The following is a 22108-nucleotide window of genomic DNA, read 5'->3' as shown; positions in this document are numbered from 1 at the left end:
TAAATATAAATTAACCAAAGTATACGCGCGTTAATTGTTCAAACTGTTTTGACCCGCTGAAATTTTGTTGGATAGTTTGAAATGCATTCTGAGTTAATTGTTTCTTCTTATCTTTGTCTGCATTAGACCAACTAACAAGGGTATCGCTTAATTCATCAATACAATTGCTAGTACATATAAACCCATTGGTATTGTGAGAAATGACTTTGGCAACAGCGCCGACATCGAAACTAATCACACATTTAGATCTAGCCATCGCTTCTAGTAGCACCATAGGTAACCCTTCTGCTCGGGAGCTGATTATAAGTACATCAATTTTCTCCCAAAAATCAGAGCTGGCTTGGTGGCCATGAAATTTAATATTGGCGGACTCAGATAATTGTAAATCATGTGCCATAGGTCCATCACCAAAAACATTAAAACTTATACTTGGATTTTTATCTAACCTTCGAGCAAGCTCCACAAAATTATCAGGACCTTTCTCGTGAGACAGTCTGCCGACAAAACCGACTCTTAATTTTTCACTATGTTCGAATGACATTGAGTTTGTTATATCAACAAAATTGTCTAGCACTTCGGCATTGTGCACTTGTGACAATAATCTATCAGACACAACAAAGTTTTTTGACAAGAAGCTGGTGAGTTTATCTATATAATTATACAAATAGACTAAGCCTGTACCTGCTTCACCTGCATGGTATGTTGAGATACAACGAGCACTTAATAATTTGCAGGTTAAACGCCCGATAATGCCTCCTTTATAACCATGAGTATGAAGGTTGAAAGGCGCTTGTTGTTTTTTTAAAAATTTATATAGAGAGGTGACTTTACCGTCAAGAAATGTGTAAGTGCATTGGGCATCATCTAAATTACGATAGAGTTGTGTATTGCCATGATCTTGATAAAACAAGACTTCAACGTCAAGGTTGTGGCTTTTTAAAAGCCTTACTAATTGCACGATATGTGTTTCAATGCCTCCATAAAGGCTTGAATCTAAGAAAAGAATGGTCTTTACTGATTTCATAGTCACCTCATTTGGAGCGTATATATGTTTAACCCAAATACCATACAACAATTAAAAGATGATGTAGGTGTCGACGTTTTAGCTCAGTTGATGCAAGTTTTCCTTACTGAAAGTACGAAGCTGGTAGAGCAACTTAGTGCAAATTCAGTCGAACAAAACGAAATTGAGCGACTTGCACATAGTTTAAAAAGCTGTGCTCGCTCTTACGGTGCTGACCAATTAGCGGACATTGCTGCTGATATAGAGACTACAGCAAAAAGCAGTCCAGAATTAGTAAATATAGAGTCTAAAATTTCACTACTTAGTGAAGTTCATAAAAAAACACTTAATTCGATACCTAAGCTGGATTAATTCATTTAACTAAACTTATTTAACCAAACATACTTTGCGCAGCAATGACTAATGTATTAAAGAGGGCAACTTCTCTTTTTTAGGATGCGCAATCATGCTCTCGATCACAAACTTAAGTTGCTGTTTATTATGAGTACTTATTGATTCTTTATTTAAGTTATTAAAATCAACTCTGGTGTCCATCGCGCCGAGAGCATCGACACTCAAACATAAATCAAAAAACTTATAGCCAATTAAGTCAGCGAGCCAAGCGGCATGTTCGCACGGAGAAATACTTGACATTACACTGTTTTCTTTACAAACATTTTCGATAAAAACACGGCATGCAGAGGTGTTCAACAACGCGTTTTTAATATCATTGACCAGCAGTGGGGGAGTAACGCTTGTTAAGGCACTGCCGGGGCCAATTAAAATCATGTCAGCATTGTAGATATCACGAACAGCTTCTGGGACTGCAGAAATAGTTTTATCACTTAGGTATAGTGCTTGAGGTAAATCACTTAATGCATCAACTTCACATTCACCTTCGATGCGAGTGCCATTTTTTGCGGTTGCAATTAAATCGACTGGAGATTCACTCATTGGGTAAATAGCATGGCCTACGTTTAATAATCTAGCGTATTCTTGAATTGCTTTGCTTGGGCTCTGAGTAAGTTCACACAAGGCACTTAGTATGAGGTTACCAACGCTATGTCCTTTTACATCATGTTCGAAGCCAAAACGGTGTTGTGATAACACAGACATGAGATGGTTCTTATTGGCAAGAGAGTCAATGCAACGCCTTATATCGCCCAGCGCAACCAGTCTTTTATCAGCTCTAAGCCGTCCTGTGCTGCCACCATTATCAGTGGTCGCAATGATTGCACTTAAATGATGATTTCCAGAATTCAAGGCTTCTAACACGGTTGATAAGCCATGACCACCACCAATACACACGATTCTCATAACTGCCTCCTTCTAACACCAGTTATACCAATCAATAACTAGGCCAACATAATTGTGTGAATCAGGTTAAACTATAGTTTAATTTCTGTAACTTTCGCATTTTGCATTGCAAATAAGTTATTAATTATGAAGATTACTGATTTAGTGCTAGAAGCTATAGATATTATCAGAAACGAAAAAGCTGAGTTATTCTGGTAATTGGTCTAAATTAGAAGTATCAAATTAAGGTATGAAGGAAAGTACATGGAGAGTGTCTTATCGTCAAAAGCACTTGAGTTTATTGATAGCATTAACAACTCTAAAAACCATCATGAAGCTTTGTTAAGACTAAAAATTGGTTTGAGCGATTATCTTAATGTTTACCATATTGCTGCATTTATAAATGAAGCTAAGGGGTTTTATGAGTTAGCCTCAACTAGTGAATTAAGAGCAGATCTTTTCAATGATCTTGATGAGTTATGGCATGATTTACAGACTGAGTATCTTATTGATAAAAAAGTTGATGCGCTTCCTGTTTCACTTTCGAATGTCACTTTCTCAAAACCTAATCAACTCGATTTAAAGGCATTTCTGGTATACACAAAAGTTAATGACACAAATGGGTTTATAATTTGTTATTACAAAAATAGGGCGTTATTAACACCTAAAGAATTAACGCTTGTCCATTCGCTTTTACCTATATTCCGCCATACATTTTTAAAGCTTGAATACATAGCGCACACATCTAGGCTTCTCAATGAAAAAACCGCTGCTTTAACTGTCAGTCAGGCTAGATTCCAAGCATTCGCAGAGCTCGCATCAGATTGGTTTTGGGAAACAGATAACCAACTTAGGTATGAATATATATCGAGTGCTGAAGATGAGTTTCAAGCTCATACGTATCAACACTTTATTGGAAAAACCCCCATTGAAATTCGTTCATATGATGAACAACAACAGCAAAAGAAATGGAACATGTTTCTTAATTTCGTCAATAACCACCAAGAAATACACAACTTTGAATATGAAGCCAAAGCGCCTGACGGCCAAACTTTTTGGATAAGTATTAGTGGTAAAGCGCAATTTGATGAAGAAGGTAACTATCTTGGTTATATGGGTATAGGAAGAGACATCAGCTATGCCAAACAGCGAGAAATAGACTTACAAAAAGAAAAAGAGCGGGCAGAAAAAGCCAATGCCGCAAAGTCAGATTTTTTGGCTGTTATGTCCCATGAAATTAGGACTCCGATGAATGCCATTTTAGGCATGCTTGAGCTTCTTGAAGACACCAACCCGAGTGCAAAACAACATGAATTAATTGATTACATGCGCAGTAGTACAAGGTTATTGCAGGGGGTGATCTCAGACACGCTAGATTTTGCCAAAATAGAATCAGGTACCCTAAAACTTGAGCTAGCAGATACTAATCTGATTAATTTAACCAAGAATTTGGTTAAGCAATTTGAAACTCAGGCTATCAAACATGGTATCGAGTTTGAGTGCACAATCGATCAGAGTGTACCTGAGAGAATAAACTGCGATGGTGTCAGGTTATCGCAAATACTGCTTAACCTCTTGAGTAATGCATTTAAGTTTACTCATGAAGGCAGCGTTAAACTCTATCTTAACAAAAGTGACAATCAAATAATCTTCCGAGTTATTGATACAGGAATAGGGATAAGCGAAGAAGATATCTCGAAATTGTTCGAACCATTTACGCAATTTCACTCTAGACAAAAAGGCCGGCAGCAGGGCGTCGGATTGGGGTTAAGTATAACGCGCAGGTTATTGAACCTAATGGGTGGAAGTATAACTTGTTATTCAACAGTGGGAGAAGGTACAGAGTTTATTATCAGAGTGCCATACACCTCAATTGAGTTACCGGATGAAAATAATGAATATGCTGAGTTATCAAACTTGCCTAAAACGTCACTAAAAGTACTGGTTGCGGAAGATAACATTGCAAACCAATTTGTGATCAAAGCGATTCTTGAAAAGAGGGACTACCAAGTCACAATAGTCAACGACGGACAAGAAGCCCTTACTGTACTTACAAATGATAAATTTGACTTAGTGTTGATGGATATGATGATGCCAGTGATGGATGGTGTTACAGCTGCAAAGGCAATTAGGCAAGATTTGTATTTAAATGAACTTCCAATTATTGCCTTGACCGCCAATGCTGGATTACAAGATAAAGAAAAATGTTTAGAAGCGGGTATGAACGATGTTCTGACAAAACCTCTAGACAGTAAATTACTTGACGACAAAATTAAGCAGTTTTTATTTTAAGAACGAGAAATTAAATGTTGGTTACTTCGGTCTTATAGAAAAAAGCAGAGAGAACTCACATGCAATTTAAAGATCCTAATTATGTAAAAACCATCAAGTCAAAGATTGTATCAGTTGACTTCATATCACCCTTACTGTTTAGGTTGATACTTGCGCCCACAATGATCATTGCGGGCTTCAATAAATTAAATCTGGGTAATCCAGATGTATCTTTGTTTTCTCGGTTGCTTGCTGATGAAAATGTAGTGGCTTGGTTTGGTAATACAGAGTGGGGCTTAGGATTACCTTTTCCTGATCTACTTGCTTTTTTAGCTGGGTGGACCGAGTTTTTAGGTGGCTGGCTATTATTGCTTGGTTTGTTCACGCGTTTAGTTTCAATACCATTGATTTTCACTATGCTGGTTGCCATAACCAGTGTTCATTGGCATAACGGTTGGTTTGCAATTGCCCCAAGTTCTGGTGACTCTAGTCCAGCAAAAGTGCTTAGCTGGTTCAATATTGAACCAGCTAAGCAAAGTCTAGAAAACTCCAATGAAGTCTCGCAAAGGCTTTCAAAAATAAATGAAATAATAGAGACCCACGGCTTTCCGAGTTACCTGCTAGAAAAAGGCTCTGTTGCGATATTGAATAACGGTATTGAATTCGCAGCCATATATTTAGCTATGTTATTAAGCCTGTTATTCACAGGTGCGGGTCGGTTTGTAAGTTTAGATTATTGGATATTTAAACGATTTCATTAATCTGGGGATGCGAATAAGTCTGATTTCTTGTTATTCTAGTAGTATGTTTATTAAAGAGAATTATCATGGATGCATTAGAGCTTCTTACAACAAGACAATCAGACAGTAATTTGTCTTTTCCTGGTCCAAACTTAAAGCAACTTGAAATAATTAAAAAAGCCGCTTTAAAAGTGCCAGACCATGGTGGTTTAGCTCCGTGGAAATTTATTGTGGTCGAAGAAGATGGCCGAGATAAATTGGGTGAAATTTATTATCAAGCTGCTGTTGCAGAACAACAAGACGAAAGAACAATAAGTAGGGCTAAAGAACTACCGCAAAGAGCTCCGATGCTTATCATTGCTGTTAGCCCTTACATGGAGCACCCTAAAGTGCCAAGAATTGAGCAAATTGAAAGTGCTGCGTGCAGTGTATTTGCAATGCAACAAGCCGCTTTTGCACAAGGCCTTTCAGGTGTTTGGAGAACCGGATATTTTGCACAAAGTGAAAAGGTAAAAGAGTTACTCGGGCTAGATAGCAAAGATGAAATAGTCGGCTATTTATATTTGGGCACACCCACTGTGATGTGTACTAAACCAGTACGGCATAAACCTGAAAACTTCTTTTCTAGCTTATAGAGGCTCATTTATTTACAGTTACTTCTTTGCTTGGATAATTGTGAGGGTATTACACCCTCACATATTTAAAACACTTTCCATAAAACAAATAATACTGAGATACCAACTAAAAACAAAAAACCTAAGCCAGTCAGAATTTTTATAATCGTGGACTCAGACTTAAATACTTCGCCCTTTACCAATTGATAATTCAACCATGCAAAGAAGGGGGTCGTTAAAAAAGACAGAGTCATAGCAAGCATCAGCATATCTTTGATATTCGCTTTGAAAAATAAAATAACAATTAAACCTAAAACAGCTTGAGTAATCAAAATCACCCACATAAGGCTCTTAGGTGACTTGGTAACAAGGGTGTAGGATTCATTCAATGTTCGACTATACCCATCTAAAACAGTAATGGTGGTGCCAAACATACACAAGAATGCCACTGTTGCAATTAACCAACGCGACCATTCACCTATCGTAAGCGCATACATATCAATAAGTTGCTTAGAAAATGCAACGCCAGCAAGTTCAATTGGTTTATCCTGCCCATATTGAAGCAGCACCCCAAGCGAGAAAAATAGCAAGGCGAGTAGCAAGGTCAGCCCATAACCTAATTTGAAATCAAAAAGTGTTTGTTTAACATCGATGTGTTTGTGTCGGTTTTTCGCTTTTATCCATAGAGAATTTATCGCAGAAATTTCAATTGGTGCAGGCATCCAACCCATTAATGCCACCATAAAACCAAGCATTGCCATTGAAAAAGGAGAAATCTGAGTAGCTGGTTCAGGATGTACTTGGCCATTTGATAAAGCAACAATAAAGGCGACAAGTGTCGATAAGGTCAGAAATCCCATAATGATCTTACTTGCTTTATCAAGTGCCTTGTAGTGCCCAAGTAGTAAAATCAATAAGCACGAAAATAAAATACCTATGGATAAAGTTGTCAAACTGACTTGGAATGGCATAACGTATTGGAGCAGAAGTGCTGTAAGCAATAGAACCCCAGCAGTGTTAACGACCGCAGAGATGATATTAAGCAAAGTGAACAAGTAAAATAATGTTGTGTTATGTTCTTTATAGCCTTCAACTAAACTTTTATTAGTCTTGGCCGTATATGCAACAGCAAACTTGAAAAATGGATATTTCAATAAATTCACAATGATAATGAACGCGAAAAGTTGCCAACCAAATAATGCACCAGCTTGGGTTGAAGCAACTAAATGCGAACCACCAACGGCAGCCGTTGCCATTAAAATGCCAGGGCCTAAATTCTGGATTGTGTTTTTTAAATCTGATTTCATTTTTATTCTTATTTTTTGATAGCCTGTATGGCATAAATTTGCGGGATCAACTTTCCTTTATGGTGTTTTACAAATCCTGCACCGGCGACATGCTGTAAATTTTGCTCACAATCATAAGGGGAGTAAGGTGATTCAATATATTGCTTTATTTCAAGTCCAACGCTAATCAGGGCTTGGATCACATCACTAACAGAGTGTGACCAAGTGACAATGGTAGACTCGTTACCATCACAGTTCTCAGTATAAGTGCCTTCTTTTTCAACATCACCAGACGATTTTTCAAAATAATCATAGCCTGCTAATAGGTCATTCAATGGATGAAACTCAACCAATACAAATTTACCACCAGTTTTTAATGCATTTGAAATGGTCTTTGCCCATTCACTCAAGTCAGGTAACCAACACAAGACGCCGTAAGATGTATAAACTACGTCAAATTGCTTGTCATTTTTTTCACCAAATTGAACTATGTCATCACAAATAAAGTTGGCATCAAGAGAGAGTTCTGATGAGAGGTGTTTAGCTGCTGCTATTGCTTTACTCGATAAATCAACACCTGTTGTTTTTGCCCCAAGTCGAGAGAGTGAAAGCGTGTCTTGACCAAAGTGGCATTGTAAGTGAAGTAAATCTAGAGATTTGACTGAACCAAGTAATTCTCTCTCAAGCGGGTTCAGGCTACATTTGCCATTAATAAAAGATTGCACATCATAGAATGAAGACTCAAGGTGAATATCTGTTCTTTTATCCCATGTTGCTTTGTTGATATTTAAATAGTCCATATCAGATACTTAACGTTTTATTTTTAATATTCTAACACCACTACTTTATAAGATTACAAGTTAAAAATAGGTTGATTTTTTAACCATTCATTAGAATAATGAAAAAGCTTGATAATCAGTTATCAAATTAACCCACCAAAAAAATCAATAATTTATTTTATTCTATATTCAGTGCAAGTGCGCAAATCGCATTTTGCTACTTTTATTTGCAGTTATGTAATGCTGCATAGCAGTAGTAAATTCAGTTGCCAAAACTGGTGTATTTACAAGGAACCCTAATGGCAAACTTATTAATTAGAAAAAAACGACTGACTAAATCACTACTATTTTTATCTTTAATGTTTATCTCAAACGCTCATGCACAAGTGGTACGTTATAGCGAAGTAGTAGAGAAAGAAGAGCAAGAGCAGATCCGAGTAGTGGGAACGCTAAAAGCTTACCAAACAGCTAATATTGCCATCAGTGAATCAGGTCTAGTGTCACAAGTGTTGGTCAATGACGGTGATTACGTAAAAAAAGGTGATCAGCTTCTAAAAATTGATGATAGACGCCTTAAAGCGCAAGTTGACCAATTACGTGCAGAGCATGCTGCAGCAAAACAAAACTTAAAAGCTGCTGAAGCCGAATTTGAGCGAGCACAAAGTGATTATGAAGCCTATTTAACTTCACAAAAAAATAATGCGGTGTCTAAACAGCAGCTTGAAAGAAGCCGTGCTGAAGCTAACTCTGCGAAAGCTAATATGTTCGCAGTGAAACAGAACGTGGATGCAGTGAAGGCAAGTCTGACATTTGCCGAAGTAAAGCTTTCTGATACGCAGTTATTTGCGCCATTTAGTGGACAAGTCGTAACGCGTCACGCTGAACTAGGGCAATGGCTATCAGCAGGTGATACTGCTTTTAAAATCACTTCTTTCGATAAACTAGAGGCATGGCTTGATATACCTGAGAGACTTTCCCACCTTAAGCATAGTGAGGCGTTATCGATCCCATTGCAAAGTGCCAGTGCATTAGCGACATCTAATAAAGTGAAAGTCATCAATCAAATTGACCCTAGAGCGCGTACTTTCAAAGTCATTGCTGAAATTACCCATCCTGGATTTATGCCCGGTATGTCAGTCAGTGCTTGGCTTGCTACAAACGCAAAATCGTCAACATTGATGGTACCAAAAGATGCCTTGATCCAACGTGGTGGCAGTTATTTTGTTTATAAGGTGAATACTGACGGAGACAAGCAGTCTGCGCAATCAGTGCCTGTAAAAGTTAAGTTTCATAGATCTGGTTGGGTTGCTATTGATAGTGCCGTTTTAGTAAATGGCGATAAAGTGGTGACAGAGGGGAATGAGCGGTTAATGCCAGGTCCTGTTGTGGCTGTACCAGACACGCAAGTCAGTTCACAGTCTGTTTCAGAGAATGTGAACTAAAAAGGATATTTATGAATGTAGTTAAAGCTGCGGTAAAACAACCAATATCAGTGGTTGTTGCCGTTATTCTGTCAGTGCTTGCAGGCATATTGGCATTCACAAAAGTCCCTGTGCAAATGACCCCGACTGTCGACTCGGTTGTCGTTAGTGTGCGTACATTTTGGGAAAACGCCAGTCCAGAAGAAATTGAATCTGATGTTGTGATTGAACAAGAGAAAGTGCTTTCTGATGTCACGGGTTTAGTCTCGTTAACCAGTATTAGTCAAAACTCAGCGGCACAACTTAGATTAGAATTTGAAACTGGCACTGACATTAATAAAGCGCAAGCTGAAGTGGTGCAAAAACTGAATGAAGTACCAGCATATCCAATGGGAGTCTCTCAGCCTACGGTTGAAGGGGTAGATCCCATGTCTGTTGATTACATTGCATGGGTAGGCTTGGCCGCGACAGATCCTAACTTTGACAATACGACTTTGTATGATTTTATGGAAAGACGATTAAGACCGCGTCTTGAAAATATCAAAGGTATATCTAAAGTCGGCATGATGGGCGCGCGTGAGCAGGAGCTTCAAATCAGAGTAGATCCAGTAAAACTGGCAAATTTTGGTGTGACATACAGCCAACTTGTTGATGCGATACAACTTAGCAACACAAGTTACTCAGGAGGCCGACTTCCTGATGGTAAAAATGATATTCGTGTTAAAGCCCATGGTCGTTTCAGTAATGTGTCTGAAGTTAAAAATATCGTATTACGCAGAGATAACAATGGCCCTGTGTATATCAGTGATGTGGCTGAGGTAGTCATTGATTATAAAGACATGACGGATTGGGTGAGAGCCCGTGGCGTAATAATGCCATTTTTTAATTTTCAGTTAACTCGCGGTGCTAACTTACTGGAAGCCATGAACGCCTTAAAAGCAGAAATGGCCGAACTTAATAAACCTGGGGGAATGCTTGAGCAACATGCCAGAAAACTCGGCATAAACGGCACATTGGAACTTGTTCTCACTTGGGATTCATCAACCTACGTAGAAAATGCCATCGAGCTTGTACAAAGCAATATTGTAGTTGGTGGTATGTTAGCCGTATTCACTTTATTGTTATTTTTACGCTCACTCAGAACCATAGGTGTAATTGCCATTGCTATTCCTATTTCTGTTATTGCATCTGTTGTGGTTTTAGTTGCACTTGGCCGATCTATCAATATTGTCTCTTTGGCTGGCATGGCTTTCGCGGTAGGTATGGTAGTTGATAACGCCATCGTAGTTATCGAAAATATATTTAGACACCTTGAAATGGGTAAAAGACCACTTAAAGCCAGTGTCGATGGGACCCAAGAAGTTGCTGGGGCGGTATTTGCCTCGACTATGACAACGCTCGTTGTGTTTATTCCTATCTTAACAATTAGTGATAGTGCCGGTCAGTTATTCAGAGATATTTCGCTTGCCATTATGGCTGCTGTTTTTATTAGTTTCGTTGTCTCTATCTTAGTTATTCCGGTCGCAGGAAGCTACTTTTTGAGAATGCGCACTGAGTCTAAGCAAGTAGACATCAACTTTAAATGGTTTAAAGCAGTTGAGACAAAAGCGGCAAAACTCCCTGAAACAATAGGGGCAATATTTACTTACCTGACAGAAACAACAAAACGTAAGTTAATTGTAATTTCAAGCTTTTCCGTTATTACATTATCTGGTATCGCAATTTTAATTCCGCCATTAGATTACTTGCCTAAAGGGAATCGTAACTTTGCGTTTGGTTTTATGGTGCCGCCACCGGGGTACAACTTAGATCAAATATCAGAAATTGGCGACCGAATCGAACAAAAGCTACGTCCTGCTTGGGAGCTAACGGAAGATAAATATCAAGCTGAGCAATATTTTAGGCAAGGTGAACGCGCAACCGAAACTGATAGACCAAGTATTCAATTAATGGATGGCTCTATGATAGACGCCCCAAAAGTTGATCATTACTTTTTAGTCGCAATGGGTGGTCAAGTATTGCACGGCCTTATTCCTCAAGACCCTATTAAAACCGTGGATTCGGTTGATTTCCTAAACCAAACTTTGATGGGTGTAAACGCGCCGGATGTTATCGGTTTTGCTTTTCAGTTTCCTTTGTTCAGTACTGGCGGCACAACGGGGTCAGCCATCCAAATTGATTTAGTAGGAGATGACTTAGGGCAAATAACACAAAGCGCGACAGCCTTGTTATTTAAATTGATTGGTACTTATGGTCCTTATGCAACCATTCCTGAGCCTGCTAATTTCATTTTACCGACCCCTGAGTTAAGTATTAAACCATTAGATGAGCGTTTGGCTGAACTAAATATGACCCGAAGAGATCTGGGCTTAGCTGTGCAAACAAATGGTGATGGTGTGATACTAATGAACAGCTTTGCCATAGGTGGAGAGCTAAAAGATCTCAAAGTGGTCACGCAAGCTCAACAATCAGATTATCCAATTGAATCTTTAATGCAATTACCCATTGCCACTCCTGGAGCCGCTGTTATCGATCTTCAATCTATTGCACTAGTAGAGCGAACTCAGACAGCAGATCAAATAAAACACGTTGCTAGACAAAGGGCAATTACTTTGCAATTTACGCCACCAGCAGGTATGCCACTTGAGCAAGCCATCAACTCGGTTAACGCTATGGTGAGTGAATTAAAAAGCCAAGGTGCGATGTCTCAATATGTTGATGTAAATATGGCGGGCAGTGCGGGTAAATTAGCGGATCTAAAAAATGCGTTGTTAGGTGACGGCAGTATATTTGGCACGTTAAGTTCGAGCATGTTCTTAGCTATGTTCGTGGTTTATTTGGTGATGGTAATTCTGTTTCAAAATTGGAAGTATCCACTGGTTATTTTGGTTACGGTACCGCTGGCAACATTAGGTGGTTTTATGGGGCTGAGTGCTGTGCATTGGGCCAGTGTGTTTGACCGATATACGCCAATTCAAAACCTTGATGTCCTCACATTACTTGGCTTTGTAATTTTGGCTGGTGTTGTTGTAAACAATGCGATTCTAATTGTGCACCAAGCATTAAATAACCAAAAAGAGCGCGGAATGAATGGGCAGCTTGCAATACGTTCATCTGTTGAAAGCCGAGTAAGACCAATTATGATGTCAACGCTTACCTCTGTCGGTGGCATGTTACCACTAGTATTAATGCCAGGTGCAGGGAGTGAATTATATCGTGGGCTAGGGGCGGTCGTTGTTGGAGGACTTGTTGTCTCAACAATTTTTACTCTGATCCTGGTTCCTGTTTTGTTGAGCTTTTTAATGAAAGATGAAGTGAAACATACAGAAAACAATTTAGTTTAATTATTAAGGCTCCATACGGGGCCTTTTTTATAGGCTTTTAAACATGAGCAATGAAAAATCTTCAAACATAGAATCACCTTGTATCCGGCATTGCTGCTTGGATCAGAATGATGTTTGTGTTGGTTGCTTTAGAACCTTAGATGAAATTTTAAAGTGGAATTCATTGTCTGATAATGAAAAACAAGTAATTATGAATACTTGCGATGAAAGAAAACAACAAAAAAAGGAATCAAGATGATCACCCCAATTTACGTTGCCTTATTGGCGATATTATTTTTATTCTTAAGTTTTAAAACGATCAAAGTAAGAAAAAGATTACAAATCGGTGTTGGCACAGGAGATAACCCCGAATTGCTAAGAGCCATGCGTGTGCATGCTAATTTCTCTGAATATGTGCCAATCACTTTGATATTAATTTTATCAGTTGAATTACTAAAAGGGCATTTTATTCTTTTGCACTGTCTCGGCGCAGTGCTCTTAATTGGACGAGTACTTCATGCTTATGGTGTTTCTCAAACCAAAGAAAATTTAAAGTTTCGTGTATCCGGTATGTTACTCACATTCTCAACTATGCTGGTCTCGATTATTTCAATTTTATATCTTTCAATCTTTTAACAGAAAAGCGCATCGCGCTTTTCTCAAAATTTTCTCTTCTATTTCTATAATCAAAGCATCAAAACTAAATTAGCGTTTATAACGTATTCAGCCTTAACAGTTCAATGTAAGTCTTTGTAAAGATGATTGTTGACAGATTTCTTCAAATATAGACTTTAAAATGGACATGAATTAATAGGTTCAACGATGCAAAAGAAATGCCTTGTGTTGATAATATGTGCAGCTTTAGCTGGATGTAATTCGACATTCGAATCAAATAAATTACCTCAAGACAACGTGCCGAATAATTGGTTTGAATATGAGTCTGGTGGGAAAGTCTCTGACAGCTGGCAAGAAATCATTGAAGATATGCACTTACACACGTTGATAGTGCAATCAATTACCAATAATCGTTCAATTCGTAAAGCGCGATTAGAATTAGATATTGCCAAGCAACAACTCATTATTACAGATGCAGACTTTTTACCAAGTCTTTCATCTAGTTTCGATTACAATAAAAGAAAACAAGCAAGCCAAGATAGTACATCATCCAGTTATGGTATTGGCTTTGATTTGAAGTATGAACTTGATATTTGGGGAAAGCTCAGTGCCAATAGTCGTCAAGCTAATCTAAATTATCTCTCAGCACTAGCTAGCTACGAACAACAGCTTATCAATTTAGTCACAAGCGTATCTAAATCTTGGTTCTCTTTGGTTGAATCAGAACAACAAATCAAATTGCAAAAAGAACGAGCAGAACTTACAAAACAAAGCGTTGATATTATAGAAAAGGGTTACAGACAAGGCTTAAACAGTGCACTCGACGTGTACTTGGCAAGAACGGAATTAAATAATGAGCAAGCTAAATTATTTGAATTGCAAAACAGTAATAAGCGTTTACAACGTGACCTCAAAACTTTATTGGCCGAATATCCTGATGCTAATGTAATTACTGATGCTGATTTTCCAGAATTGAGTTCACTGAATTCGCTAGGACTGCCAAGCGAGGTGATCAAACAAAAGCCGGCTATTCAATCTGCTTGGTTCAAATTATTAGCCCAAGATGCAGCTTTGGCTTATGCACACAAACAGCGATTCCCAAGTTTTAATTTGTCTTTGAGTGTTGATTCATCGGATGAAAAATTTTCTGATGTAATCCGATTCGATCAAATTGGTTGGAATTTCTTAGCTGGTATTACAGCGCCAATTTTTAATGCAGGGAGACTTGCTGCCAATGAAGAAAAACAAAGGCTAACCTTAAAGAGCCTTGAGCTGAGTTATTTAGAGGATGTTAATTCGACCTTTAAAGACATTGAAAACAGTTTGGCTAACGAGCAAGCGCTTATTGCCAGACTTGAGAAAGTAAAACACTCATCTGAAAACGCCAAACTTGCCGCGATATTATCTTTTGAGCAATACCAAAAAGGGCTCGTCAGTTATACCACAGTATTAGATGCGCAGAAGCGAAGTTTTGATGCGCAAAGTAATTTCATTTCTCTTAATAACCAATTATTACAAAATCGTTTTTCTCTTTACCAAGCAATTGGTGGTAAATACCCAATCGATTCTCAGGAAGTACAATAATGAATGATCGTAAAACCAATTTAAAAAAGGCTGTACTACCGATATTGGTGGTTGTTATTAGTGCCCTGATCATACTGCTTATCGTTAATAATAAACCAAGTAATGAAAGAGGCCGCCCTCAAGCAAGTGCAAAAATTTTGGTTGAAGGAAAAACACTTGTAAGCCAAGACTTTCAAGTATCAATCGCCAGTTTTGGTGTTGTGAAACCACGAACTCAAAGTGTGCTTGTTTCTCAAGTCTCTGGGCAAGTCAGCTATATCAGTGACAGTTTCCGTGATGGCGGGTTTTTCGAAAAAGGTGAGTTGCTGGTAAAAATTGATGAAAGGGATTACCAAGCTGAAGTCGATATTGCCAAAGCTGCATTACTGAATGCTGAACAATCTTTACTAGAAGAGCAAGCCAGAAGTAAACAAGCGCTAGCTGATTGGCAAAGACTCGGTGCTGGCTCAGAAGCAAACGATCTGGTTTTAAGAAAACCTCAACTTGCGGCTCAGCAAGCTAATGTGTTATCTGCTAAAGCAAAATTAGACAAAGCAAAACTCTCACTCGAACGTACAAAAATCATTGCACCTTATGCAGGTCGAATTTTGGCTAAGAAAGTCGACGTTGGTCAGGTCGTAAATGGTAATACTCAACTTGCTGATATCTATGCGACAGATTACGTTGAAGTGCGTCTGCCAATCAATAATCGAGATCTCGCTTATATAGATTTACCTGAGCAAAATCGATTTGGGCAAAGTAATGCTGTAGACACAGAAGTGCTATTGACTTCTAACTTAATTGGTCAGCAAAAGTGGCGCGGTAAGTTAGTGAGAACAGAAAGCGCTATAGATAATAAATCTCAGCAGCTCTATGTTGTGGCTCAAATCTTATCACCCTTCGATTCAACCAAAAATGCCATTAAAATCGGTCAGTACGTCAATGCGACAATCAAAGGTAAAACGATTAACAATGCTTTATTAATACCTAACGAAGCCATTTATCAAGGCACTTATGTTTATGTGCTGCAAAAGGGCAATTTATTAAAGCGCGTTAATATTGAATACGACTGGCAAAATGAATCTGTCACTTTAGTGCAAAATGGTCTTAAACTTGGGGATACCTTGATCACAACCCCCCTTGGTCAGGTTAGCTCAGGCACACCTGTTACTCTAATTGGAGAGAATAAGGGTCAGAATAAGGGTGAAAGAAAACGAGATAAAAGTAAAAAGGAACGTGACGCAGATAATGGAGAAAACACATGATAGCTTGGTTTACGCGAAATCATGTGGCTGCAAACCTTTTAATGATTGCAATTTTGTTTGCAGGTTTGTTTTCACTCTCAAATAAAATTCCATTAGAGATCTTTCCGTCATTTGAAACCGATCGCATCAGCATTTCAATGAGCTTACGTGGTGCAACCCCTGAAGATGTCGAGCAGGGCATTGCAATTCGCATTGAAGAGTCCGTTCAAGATTTAGAAGGGATCAAACGTATCACGTCTCGTTCCTCTGAGAATTCAGCGAGTGTAACCGTCGAAGTCGAATCTGGCTATGACCCTCGTGAAATGTTGGCAGATATTAAAAGCCGTGTAGATGCAATCAATACCTTTCCTGCTGATGCAGAAAAACCGATTGTATCGCTTGCCCAGCGCAGAAGAGATGTAATAAATGTCACGATTTCTTCTGATTATAGTGAGCTTGAAACCAGAGAATTTGCTGAGCAAGTCAGAGATGATATTTTACGTATCCCTGGTGTGACACAAGTAGAGCTAGATGGGGTACGTAATTACGAAATTGCCATCGAAATCAGTCAAGATAAACTCAGACAGTACAACTTAACTATTGCTCAGATCTCTAATTTAATTGCCAGTTCAAGTACGGATATTTCGGCAGGTAATCTTAAATCATCAGGTGGTGACATATTACTTCGCTCTAAAGGACAAGCTTACAGAAAGAACGAATTTGAAAACATTGCAATCAAAACCAACAGTGATGGCTCCATAATTCGTTTAAAAGACATTGCAATCATCCTTGATGGCTTTGAAGAAACACCGGTTAGAACTCGTTTCGATGGCAAACAAGCTGCATTTATCGAGGTTTACCGTATTGGCGATCAAAGTGCCATTGATGTCGCTGATAAAGTTAAAAACTACATCAGCGATGCTCAGGAAAATCTTCCGGTTGGCTTTGAAATGAGTTATTGGGATGACGATTCGGTGATAGTAAAAAATCGAATTGCAACCTTAACGTCTAATGCCATCCAAGGGGGGATCTTAGTCCTCGCGCTTCTTACTTTATTTTTGCGTCCTTCAATTGCGTTTTGGGTATTCATTGGTATTCCGATTTCATTTATGGGGGCGTTTATCGCGATGCCGATTTTTGGCATTAGCCTTAATATAATGAGCTTATTCGGTTTTATTCTTGTGCTTGGGATTGTCGTTGATGATGCCATTGTGACTGGAGAAAACGTCTATACCCACCTAAAAACCTCAGAAAGTGGAGAAATGGCAGCAATACGTGGTACACAAGAAGTGGCTACTCCGGTTACCTTTGGTGTGCTGACTACGGTTGCAGCTTTTCTACCTTTGGCGTTCATAGAGGGCAATCGAGGGGCATTATTTGCACAAATACCTGTGGTTGTTATTCCTGTTTTATTAATGTCGCTTGTTGAGTCTAAGTTCGTCTTACCTGCGCACCTTAAATACTTAAAACTCAGAAATGAGAAACAAAGTGTCAGTAAGTTCAGCTTATTTCAGCAAAGGTTTGCTGATGGTTTTGAGCAGTTTATTTTAGAGTATTATCAACCTGTGCTCAAAAAAGCTTTGAAATACAAGTTAGCGACACTGGCAGGCTTTATTGGTGTGTTTTTCGTGATTCTTACACTGATTATGACTGGTTGGACTAAGTTCATATTCTTCCCTCGTATTCCTAGCGAGACAGTCAGAGCAAATTTAACCATGCCTGCTGGCACTCCTTTTGATGTGACGGCAAAATACATCGATTTAATGGCTGATAAGGCGCTAGTTCTAAAAGACAAATATATAGATCCAGAAACAGGTGAAAGTATCGTCATCCATATACTAGCGACAACAGGTGGTAGAGGCGGCGCAAGTAATGTTGGGGGTGTGCGCTTTGAAATAACGCCACCTGAGTCTAGAAATCTAGATATAGATTCACGACAACTTGTTAGAGAGTGGCGTCAACTGATTGGTGTGATACCAGGAGCTGAATCTTTTACTTTCAGAGCCGAAATCGGCCGTTCTAGCGATCCGATCGATGTGCAATTAACAGGCAATTCTTTAACACAGTTAAAAGAAGCTGCTGAAAAAATCAAAACACATCTGGCAACTTATCCAACTATATTTGATATTTCTGATAGTCTTAGTGACGGTAAAGATGAATTAAGAGTCGAATTAACGGAGCAAGGCGAAGCTTTAGGTTTAACTCGCACCGAAATCTCAAGGCAAATTAGAAGTGCCTTTTTTGGAGTACAAGTGCAACGTATTCAGCGCGGAAGAGATGATGTCCGGGTCATGGTGCGTTTGCCGCTTAAAGAAAGAAGTAAGCTGACAACGTTAAATGAGTTACTGATAAAAGTGCCTAATGGTGGAGTCGTACCGCTAAATCATGTTGCCGAGCTTATACCAGGCCAGAGCCCTTCAACGATTTACCGTATTGATAGATACCGTACAGTAAATGTTGTGGCGGATGTTGAAAAGAACAACACTAATATGACGGTGTTACAGCAAGAATTAAAAGTCTATTTAGATAATCTTGTTGCACAGTATCCGGGGATTAATCACTCATTAGAAGGTGAAGCGAAAGAGCAAAGAGAATCATTTGGTTCACTTGGCTGGGCGTTAATATTTGTATTCTTCATTATCTACGCGCTATTAGCTATTCCTTTTAAATCATACATACAGCCACTCATTGTGATGAGCGTTATCCCATTTGGCATGATAGGCGCGGTAATAGGTCACTGGATCATGGGCATGGATTTAACCATTATGAGCTTATTGGGTATGTTGGCGCTAATTGGTGTGGTAGTAAATGACTCATTGGTGTTGGTGGATTATATCAACAAGCAAAAGCAGCAGGGCAAATCTGTCGATACGGCAGTATTGCATGCGGGCGTAGCGCGTTTTAGACCTGTAATGTTAACCAGCATCACAACATTTTTTGGTTTGATGCCTTTGTTATTCGAGCAACAAACTCAAGCGCAGTTTTTGATCCCTATGGCAGTATCACTCGGGTTTGGGATTGTATTTGCTACTTTAATCACTTTGGTGTTGGTACCTGTGAATTACATGCTTGTTGAAAGAGTTATGAGTAACAGTAGCAAACAAGCAGCAACGGCTTAAAGTCTTGATAAAATAAAAACTAAAGTAATAAGCCCCTTTTAATAGGGGCTTATTTTATATTACGCGATTTGCGCTCTTAGCTGGGCTTTTAACTGATTATTTTCAATTTCAAGCTGTTGAGCTTTAAGCGTTATCTTTAGGATGTTTTTTAACTCAAAATTATCCCAAGGCTTTGTCAAAATGATACTTGCCACTTCATCTTCTATGGCTTTTTGACTTGCATCCATATCTGAATAACCTGATAGTAAAACTCTCGCAATTTCTGGGTTTGTTCGCTTTATTTGAGTCAGTAACTCGATACCATCCATATTAGGCATTCTGATATCTGACAAAATAATATCGAATTCGTTCTCAGCTATGAGCTTGAGTGCGTCATGTGCACCATTTGCCTTACTGATTTTATAATCTTTTCTTAGTACTCGACTAATGGCATTTAGTACTTCAGGCTCATCATCTACTAGTAATATGTGCGCCATAATAACTCCTTAGTGTTCAGATACCTGAGTATCTTCATAAATGCTAGAATAAAAAATCTAAACAGACAAACTTAGACTGTGCTTAAACAACGCTTTTAAATCGTGAGCACATTGTTTTATATGTCTCATGTGCGGGTATAGACGCCATGCTTTAAGTGAAAACTTCATTGAGTTTAAGTAGTTTTGATTTTCACGATACATTTCACCATATGACTCTAATAGCCAAGCCTGAGCATGCTCTTTGGCTTTTTCGGTGACTGTTTCGTGTTGACCTATTCGGCTGATGATGTCTTCAATGGCATCTAAGCGTTTTTGTCTATTTGATGTAATTGAATTTGGTCGCATTAAATAGCCCATGGTGTTGTCAGCGGTATATGCAATGTCGCTGATAAGTGCAATTCTCAACCAGCAGTCCCAATCACTGGCGCTTCTGAGGCTTGGATCAAAACCACCGGCTTCTAAAATAGTGGATTTTCTAACTACAACGCACGACGTACCGATTACATTGGTAGTTAATAGAAAATTGACTGCGTCATCTAAATTAACATAGTTACCTTGGCTCTTATTTTTATGTTTCGAAAACTCGGGCCAATAACCATAACAATCTATGATGTATTCATAATTCATGGTGAGATGGTCATAGTTTGTAAAAGATAACCCGCAATTAGGGTTGGCTTTAAAATAGTTAATTTGTTTCTCTAATTTATCTTTATACCAAAAGTCATCAGCGTCTAAAAAGGCGATGTATGGCGCGCTTGCAGCCTTAATGGCGCGATTTCTTGCTGCGATTACACCTTGATTAGCTTGTGTGATTAAACGGATCTGAGGATTTCTTACTTGTTGCTTTAATAGCCAGTCTACAGAACCATCTGTTGAACCATCATCTACAATAATGATTTCGCAATTAACACCATTTTGCATCATTACAGAATCGATGGCTTTAGGTAAAAACTCTAAGCAATTGTAATTCGGAATTATCACACTGACTTCTGGTTGCATAATCGTATCTCCAATTCATATTTGCATTAGATACGGCAAGCTTTGTTCCAGCATTTAAAGTGCCTTTTTTTAGCTGTATTTGTGATATTGCGTTGCAAAATGCAAAAAAATTGCAAAATCATGATGGTTATTTGCAATTAGAGATACTTTTTAAGCGGCACAGAGATTGCGGTAGTTAACCATATCTTATGGTGGAGTTTTAAAAATGAAACATATCGCAATTATGGTCCCAAGCTTTCCCGTACCTTCTGAGACATTTGTCATTACAGAGATCAAAGCATTACAAAGAGCTGGTCATAAAGTATCTGTTATTACTTTTGAGCAATGTGAAAACGACATTGAGTTGCCTTGTGATGTACATGTTTTAAAAAAAACGCATCTAATAGACACAGTATTTAACCTCACTGAACTGCCTTTTGCTTTAATAGCTAAAGGCATTAAGGCATCAGTGAGACAAAGTGCAATTAGCACTACCTCATTATTATTCTTCGCTACTAAAGCAGCGCAAATAATAAAAGTAAACCAAATCGAGCATATGCATTGTCACTTTATGCATAACAGTTTGGCATATGGCGTGGTTGCAGCAAAACTTGCCAATATCAGTGTGTCATCAATTGGTCATGGTCATGATATCTATGTAAACAGCGCGGATTTAGAAGCAAAAGTACATGAATGTGACTTTTGCGTAGCCGTATGCGAAGACATGCTCAAATTGCTACATCGATTTTCTCCTACAAAAGCAAAGTTGCTGCACTGTGGTGTAGATACTGAAATATTCCAACCCGACACACAACAAGCTAATAAAGAAGTTAAACTTCTTTTTGTTGGGCGGTTAGTAGAAAAAAAAGGGCTCAGTTATGCGATCAGTGCACTTGCTAACCTACCTGTAGAGATCAGACCAAAACTAGACATTGTGGGAGATGGGCCGCTTAGAAGTGCTTTAGAGTATCAAGTCGATGAAGTGGGACTCAATGACTATATTCAGTTCTTAGGTGCAAAAAAACCGCAAGATATTAGATGTATGGCAAAGCATTATGATGGATTCTTAGCGCCATTTTGTATTGCTGAAAACGGTGACAAAGATACGGGGCCTGTCGTTTTAAAAGAAGCCATGGCAATGTCTTTGCCTGTGATCACCTGTGATGTGATGGGGTGTGCTGAGATAGTCGATGACTCAGTAGGTTATCTTGTCGAAAGTCGAAATACCCAAGCTTTAACACGCGCAATTAATCAATATGTGCATTTAAGTAAAAAACAACGAGCGAAAATGCGTCTTGCAGCTAGAGCGCGTGTACTTGAAAAATTTGATGCATTTAAACAAGCCAAGCAACTTTCAAATTGGATACAGCAGGCTTAATC

At 38.6% G+C, this 22108-nt stretch carries 18 protein-coding genes; 12 read left to right on the top strand and 6 right to left on the bottom strand.

Annotated features, from left to right (window positions below; genetic code table 11):
• Window positions 1–10: 10 nt before the first annotated feature.
• Window positions 11–1024 carry a glycosyltransferase family 4 protein gene (locus AAEU28_RS01130; RefSeq protein WP_421962599.1) on the bottom strand — a complete coding sequence of 338 codons (1014 nt, stop codon included), beginning with the start codon at window positions 1022–1024 and terminating at the stop codon, window positions 11–13.
• A 24-nt stretch (window positions 1025–1048) separates the two neighbouring features.
• Here AAEU28_RS01130 and AAEU28_RS01125 point away from each other — a divergent pair, with 24 nt between their 5' ends.
• Window positions 1049–1375 (top strand): Hpt domain-containing protein, encoded by a 327-nt coding sequence (locus tag AAEU28_RS01125; protein ID WP_421962598.1) that lies wholly within the window; start codon window positions 1049–1051, stop codon window positions 1373–1375.
• 48 nt (window positions 1376–1423) lie between these two features.
• Here the strand turns inward: AAEU28_RS01125 and AAEU28_RS01120 are convergent, their stop codons facing one another.
• On the bottom strand, window positions 1424–2320 hold the full coding sequence (locus AAEU28_RS01120) for a gluconeogenesis factor YvcK family protein (RefSeq protein ID WP_421962597.1): 897 nt from the start codon (window positions 2318–2320) through the stop codon (window positions 1424–1426).
• Window positions 2321–2563: 243 nt separating this feature from the next.
• Here AAEU28_RS01120 and AAEU28_RS01115 point away from each other — a divergent pair, with 243 nt between their 5' ends.
• The 3 genes from AAEU28_RS01115 (at window position 2564) to AAEU28_RS01105 (ending at window position 5945) form a co-directional block, all read left to right on the top strand.
• Window positions 2564–4591 (top strand): ATP-binding protein, encoded by a 2028-nt coding sequence (locus tag AAEU28_RS01115; protein WP_421962596.1) that lies wholly within the window; start codon window positions 2564–2566, stop codon window positions 4589–4591.
• A 59-nt stretch (window positions 4592–4650) separates the two neighbouring features.
• Complete coding sequence (locus AAEU28_RS01110; RefSeq protein ID WP_421962595.1) at window positions 4651–5331, top strand: DoxX family protein; 681 nt, start codon at window positions 4651–4653, stop codon at window positions 5329–5331.
• Between the two features lie 65 nt (window positions 5332–5396).
• On the top strand, window positions 5397–5945 hold the full coding sequence (locus tag AAEU28_RS01105; RefSeq protein ID WP_421962594.1) for an NAD(P)H nitroreductase: 549 nt from the start codon (window positions 5397–5399) through the stop codon (window positions 5943–5945).
• A gap of 65 nt (window positions 5946–6010) precedes the next feature.
• On the opposite strand, the gene AAEU28_RS01100 is transcribed toward AAEU28_RS01105, so the two are convergent.
• Window positions 6011–7231 (bottom strand): NRAMP family divalent metal transporter, encoded by a 1221-nt coding sequence (locus AAEU28_RS01100; protein ID WP_421962593.1) that lies wholly within the window; start codon window positions 7229–7231, stop codon window positions 6011–6013.
• Window positions 7232–7239: 8 nt separating this feature from the next.
• On the bottom strand, window positions 7240–8010 hold the full coding sequence (locus AAEU28_RS01095) for a class I SAM-dependent methyltransferase (RefSeq protein ID WP_421962592.1): 771 nt from the start codon (window positions 8008–8010) through the stop codon (window positions 7240–7242).
• Window positions 8011–8288: 278 nt separating this feature from the next.
• On the opposite strand from AAEU28_RS01095, the gene AAEU28_RS01090 reads away from it, so the two are divergent.
• The 7 genes from AAEU28_RS01090 to AAEU28_RS01060 all read left to right on the top strand — a co-directional run bounded on the left by AAEU28_RS01090 (window position 8289) and on the right by AAEU28_RS01060 (window position 19274).
• A complete protein-coding gene (locus AAEU28_RS01090; protein WP_421962591.1) occupies window positions 8289–9431 on the top strand; it encodes an efflux RND transporter periplasmic adaptor subunit in 1143 nt (380 codons plus the stop codon).
• 11 nt (window positions 9432–9442) lie between these two features.
• On the top strand, window positions 9443–12754 hold the full coding sequence (locus AAEU28_RS01085; RefSeq protein WP_421962590.1) for an efflux RND transporter permease subunit: 3312 nt from the start codon (window positions 9443–9445) through the stop codon (window positions 12752–12754).
• A gap of 43 nt (window positions 12755–12797) precedes the next feature.
• Window positions 12798–12992 (top strand): DUF1289 domain-containing protein, encoded by a 195-nt coding sequence (locus AAEU28_RS01080; protein ID WP_421962589.1) that lies wholly within the window; start codon window positions 12798–12800, stop codon window positions 12990–12992.
• Entirely contained in the window at window positions 12989–13369 is a 381-nt protein-coding gene (locus AAEU28_RS01075) for an MAPEG family protein (RefSeq protein ID WP_421962588.1), read from the top strand. Before AAEU28_RS01080 ends, AAEU28_RS01075 begins: the two co-directional genes overlap by 4 nt.
• 204 nt (window positions 13370–13573) lie before the next feature.
• A complete protein-coding gene (locus AAEU28_RS01070) occupies window positions 13574–14932 on the top strand; it encodes a TolC family protein (protein WP_421962587.1) in 1359 nt (452 codons plus the stop codon).
• Window positions 14932–16176: an efflux RND transporter periplasmic adaptor subunit gene (locus AAEU28_RS01065; protein ID WP_421962586.1), complete on the top strand. Its 1245-nt coding sequence runs from the start codon at window positions 14932–14934 to the stop codon at window positions 16174–16176. The genes AAEU28_RS01070 and AAEU28_RS01065 overlap by 1 nt, the downstream gene beginning before the upstream one ends.
• Window positions 16173–19274 carry an efflux RND transporter permease subunit gene (locus AAEU28_RS01060; RefSeq protein WP_421962585.1) on the top strand — a complete coding sequence of 1034 codons (3102 nt, stop codon included), beginning with the start codon at window positions 16173–16175 and terminating at the stop codon, window positions 19272–19274. Before AAEU28_RS01065 ends, AAEU28_RS01060 begins: the two co-directional genes overlap by 4 nt.
• Before the next feature lie 59 nt (window positions 19275–19333).
• Here the strand turns inward: AAEU28_RS01060 and AAEU28_RS01055 are convergent, their stop codons facing one another.
• Both AAEU28_RS01055 and AAEU28_RS01050 read right to left on the bottom strand, forming a co-directional pair.
• Complete coding sequence (locus tag AAEU28_RS01055) at window positions 19334–19750, bottom strand: response regulator (protein ID WP_421962584.1); 417 nt, start codon at window positions 19748–19750, stop codon at window positions 19334–19336.
• Between the two features lie 57 nt (window positions 19751–19807).
• Window positions 19808–20749 carry a glycosyltransferase family 2 protein gene (locus tag AAEU28_RS01050; protein WP_421962583.1) on the bottom strand — a complete coding sequence of 314 codons (942 nt, stop codon included), beginning with the start codon at window positions 20747–20749 and terminating at the stop codon, window positions 19808–19810.
• A 205-nt stretch (window positions 20750–20954) separates the two neighbouring features.
• Here AAEU28_RS01050 and AAEU28_RS01045 point away from each other — a divergent pair, with 205 nt between their 5' ends.
• A complete protein-coding gene (locus AAEU28_RS01045; RefSeq protein ID WP_421962582.1) occupies window positions 20955–22106 on the top strand; it encodes a glycosyltransferase in 1152 nt (383 codons plus the stop codon).
• Window positions 22107–22108 lie beyond the last annotated feature (2 nt).

It is taken from the genome of Pseudoalteromonas sp. SS15 (genome assembly GCF_049257195.1).
GTDB lineage: Bacteria > Pseudomonadota > Gammaproteobacteria > Enterobacterales > Alteromonadaceae > Pseudoalteromonas.
This window is presented reverse-complemented; position numbering and strand designations above follow the sequence as displayed.